The 4490-nt window shown below is 45.5% G+C and carries 4 protein-coding genes; all 4 read left to right on the forward strand.

The genetic code is table 11. From position 1 onward, the window contains the following. Positions 1-169, forward strand: a 169-nt coding sequence (locus C6Y40_RS12600; protein WP_146129565.1) for a transposase, incomplete at its 5' end; no start/stop codon positions are given. A gap of 433 nt (positions 170-602) precedes the next feature. Further along, positions 603-1103, forward strand: coding sequence for a glycoside hydrolase family 2 TIM barrel-domain containing protein (locus C6Y40_RS12605; protein WP_105934883.1), 501 nt, complete (start codon positions 603-605; stop codon positions 1101-1103). 182 nt (positions 1104-1285) lie between these two features. Then, on the forward strand, positions 1286-3970 hold the full coding sequence (locus C6Y40_RS12610) for a GumC domain-containing protein (protein ID WP_105934884.1): 2685 nt from the start codon (positions 1286-1288) through the stop codon (positions 3968-3970). A 158-nt stretch (positions 3971-4128) separates the two neighbouring features. Next, the gene (locus C6Y40_RS12615) at positions 4129-4410 is read left to right on the forward strand and encodes a hypothetical protein (RefSeq protein ID WP_020745568.1); all 282 of its coding nucleotides are present in this window, start codon (positions 4129-4131) and stop codon (positions 4408-4410) included. The last annotated feature ends 80 nt before the right edge of the window (positions 4411-4490 follow it).

Here is a 4490-nt window from a genome sequence, read left to right on the forward strand (position 1 = left end):
CAGAGCAAAAGTGGAGCATCCGTTTCGGATCATCAAATGTCAGTTTGGCTTTATCAAAGCACGTTATAAAGGGCTGATGAAAAATGACTCACAGTTAGCCATGTTATTCACCTTAGCGAACCTGTTTAAAGTAGACCAGATGTTAAGGCGACAGCCAAGATCTATCTGAAATCCGGGAATAACCCGGAATAAGGCCGAAATCAGGCCTAAAACGGCAGTATATTTGCCGAAATTGAAATTTTAGCGTTCAAAAATTAGACGGTAAGTGCAAAGGCTGGTTCAAGAACTAAATTGCAGGACTTATTCGCAGTTTCCCTAGCAACTCACTCTGATACCTATAAACGACATCGTCCAGAGCAGACAATACTGTATCAATTGGTCGAACGTCACTATCCAGAATTTCTGAAGCAGGTTGGACATCAAGGAAAGTCTTTACCACACCATATGGAAAAAGAGTTTGAGGAGTTCTTAGGTGTGGTCGGCTTTCACATATCTCATTGCGGATTCCGTTACCAAAGACCAGTTCAATTGTCTATCTTGACAACGACTACTTCGCTGATTTACTACAAGTAACCTCTTGACACACGTACAACTAGCCTTGAATACAGCCGACACAGCGGGTAGTACATAGTTTTAATTTTTCTTATATTCGTGATAAAAAACGTGCGTCGGTTGTTATGTGGTTGGTGGCAAACGAGACGCCTTCTACTGAACATCGTCTTACCTTTTTTACCAATTTGATGCAAAAAGCGCGGGAGTTGGATAACTCACGTTTAATCACTGCTGCTATGGATACACACAGCTCAACGGCTAACGGCATTTTAATTGATGATCCGCTGGCCAGCGAAGTCGATATTATTGGGATTAACAGCTACTGCGGATGGTATGTGTCGGAGGCGGGTAAATGCTCCGCTCTGCGCTGGGAATCTCACTACAACAAACCAATCATTATGAGTGAATTTGGCGCGGGCGCATTGCAAGGTTTATATGGCGAAGCTAATGAGCGTTGGACCAAAGAATTCCAGGAAGCGGTGTATGTTCATAACCTAGAGATGATCGATGACATATCGGCCCTACGCTGCATATCATCGCTTTCGTCTTAACCTTTTGGTTAAGGCTTTTTTTTGGATATTGGTAACGGGTAGGCTATTATTCGGACAGTTTTATCAGTTGAACTACGGGATGTTGGTTTGCGCTAGGCATGCTCTGTGACCAGAAAAGGGATTTATGTTGAATAAGTTATTGATTGTATTGTTATGTATTGCTGGGGGGGGGCTTTTGCCAGTTGAGCCGCGCAGAAACATCGCTGTCTGAGTTATCCAAAAACTGGACAGGTCTGATTGTTGAACAAGGACAGGTAAAGCGCTTTACACTTAAGCTTGATGCCAGCGCTACGGCGTCTGCAGTGAATCGTTCGCAACCAGCCATGCGCCGGGGCTCAGGAAACGGGCAAGACCAGACAATGCAATTGGGCAGCGGTGAACCGATAGCTGGCCAGGTCATACTTGATGTCGCAAAAATTGATGCCTTTAATACGCTTCCCGCCCCCGCTATTTACCCGCTAACCGGCGAGCTTATTGCTGAGCTGAACCTGCTCAAAATACAGTACCAGCCTCACAGGCAACCAGCCATTATGTTTTTTGGTGCAATAAGTGAAAATAAAGATGAGATTTACCTGTTTTTTGGAGGCCCGCAAAGCAACCAAAAAGCGCCGATTTTGCTGGTGGCGGGTAATACATTACCTGACTACATGCAGCGTGCTGTAGGGGCTGGCGAGAATGTCGAGGAAGCCAGGCTGCAAGCTATTGAGGCAAAAGCAAAAACAGACCTCATTAACCAACAGGTTGAGTCACTCAGAATCCAGGGGCAACAAGCCAGAGCCGAAGGCAACTCTGAACTAGTTGCTGAACTACGCCAGAAAATAAATGATTTGTTTAGCGAAAGCGCACAAATTAATGCCGAACAGAATCGGTTGCGACAAGAAGCGATGGCAGCACAGCAAAAAGCACGACTTGAAAAAGAACAATATAAGCAAAAACGGCTGGTTCAAATCAATAAGAAAATGCAGGACGTGCAAACACAGATAGCTCAAGAGCGACAAGCGGGTAATCAGGAAGCGATAAACTCGCTCACCCAGCAAATGTTATTGCTTAGAAAGCAACAGCAAGACGTCGCCAGTGGCCGGCATCCTGAACTACAGCAAAAAGCCGGTTCGGGTTGCCTGCCTTCTCTTGTTGCCTGGTTAGATGAGTTCAATAAAAACAAGGGGGCGTCGGCGCAAAGCGTCCAAATCATTCAACTGATAAATTTGTTCAGGCCATCGGTGTTTAACCGTTACTTTGAGCAAAGCCTGTTAGATATGGATGATGAGTTGCGTGATGGCTATGTTTACGAACTGGGGCGGGTTTGTTCGCAGCAGGGTAACTTATCGGTAAGAAGATCGCACATCAAAGTGGTGTCGAGCGGCTTTGGCGAGATTCCACGGGTACTTCATTATATGAGTGCCGCTATTGGCGGCATGGCGCTCGACGGCGCGGCTGCCTGGCAAGCTTACACAATGGATGAATTGGCTAAAGCGAATGAGTCTGAGGCATTGAGCGAATTTGAAATACAATCGTCATATGTTCGCAACGCACTGTGGCCTGAAGAACAGGCCCGGGCTGAATCCAGACTGGTTGAGCAAACAGAGCAGACTCAGCGAGAAGCTAAGGTAGTTACTCAAAAAGAAACGGCGCAGGCTGAAACCAAACTGGTTGAGCTCAAAGAGAGACCGCAGAGAGAAGGCGTTTATGCTGAAATTGATGCGCGCATTAAAGCTGCTCAAAACGGCGAACTGAGGGCACTGATGAACGCCATCGAACCGCGAACGTTATCCAGTTGGAATGCAATAAATCTAACAGCTCAGGATGAGATAAGAGGTTATATCAATAGTAAACTGCCTGGCTTATTGACCAATTATTTTTCCATACACACTTTGCCTGCAGATACCGGCTATGCAGCGCCGGAAGATGCGCTACTAGCCTCAAGAACATGGTTTGAACAGCATAAAGATTTGTATGTTGGGTTTAGAAACCAGCCAGCGGTGAGTAACACTTTTAAGCAGCTGTTTAAAGCGCGGGAGCCTTATTTAAAGCAAGCCAGTCAGAATGTTATTGATAAAATTAAAACAACTAACAGTGTCAATGAGCTAAATGAACTAGTTAAAGCGCTTTTTATCCGGCCAGACAAACAGCACTCCTCTACCTGGCAAGTGGTTAACGGTGCCAAGCAGTGCCGCATGGCAGAACTTGAACTTATCGCCTACCGAAAGCGGGTAGGGGATGGCCCGTTAGAAGCGGACGATGATGGAGCCGTGTATATCAATGCACTGTACCGAAATGACATGCAAATTATTGCCGAGGAAGATAAAAAATTCGAGCGGGCGATGGTTGAAGCAACAGAGCCGTTACTTAATTCCGGTGTCATTGAACTAACATCACTTTTTATGGGCAGGCAGAGTGATCCACAGGCCATAAAGCAAGAAATGCGGGATAGTTTAAAGGGTATTAGCATGAGTACGGCAATGACCGGATTTTTTATCGTGTCATATGAGCACCTGGCAGCCAAATGCTTAGGCCCCAACCCCGTCGAATTTACGCGTACTGAAGTATGGGATGATATAACTCGAACCGTTATGGGGGAAGAGGTATACCGCAATACCTACACTCAAACCTACCACTATACGATTGCCAGGCGACATGCCGATATATTCAAGCAATTAGGTGAAGGGACCAATGCTAATAACGTTGATGCGCTGGCAAATATTTATGGCGCGTCTGGTATGATTTCCGCAGACGCACAAAAGTCTTTATTCACAATGAGTGACAACCTGCGAGGCGTCGCAACGACTATGCAACGATATGCTTGCGACAGTGAAGAAATGAAAACGTTGGAAAGTGCACTTATAGGGATGACCCGCGCGCGGTTGTAAGGTAAGAAGTACAAGTATGTGCTAGCTTTACAAAAGGACGAGTATAACCGGCAAGCAATGCCGGTTATTTACATCTATATACAGGAATACGGGGCTAAGCTTGGGCAATTTGGTTAATCCGCAATTCAGTTTTCGGTAAACAAGAGAGGACAGGTGATATGGATAACACGTTTCTCGATTTACCCATGGATGATGAAGATTGTTTATTGCCCTTGCAATCAGCTTCAATCAGTTGCCGTATTGCTGTAGGGCCAGATAAGGACAAAATAGTACTTGCCTTGCAAACCTTGCCCGAAAAAGACGATGATAACTATGGTCATTTAGCTCAAATAGGCGGTTTTAGCTTACTTGTTAGGGAGTTTGCTGACAGCCACGAATCTGAGAAACTGGAACGGCTATGTCGGTACATGTATTGGTCAAAACCGGACATCCTGGTATGAGGCCTCTCGGGCTGCTCTGTACGTTTTTCGGACCTTGAGACTATAAATTTCCCACCCTATTGATCAGTAGATTTACATTA

Origin of the sequence: Marisediminitalea alba (assembly GCF_002993365.1) — a bacterium.
Taxonomy (GTDB): Bacteria; Pseudomonadota; Gammaproteobacteria; order Enterobacterales; family Alteromonadaceae; genus Alteromonas; species Alteromonas alba.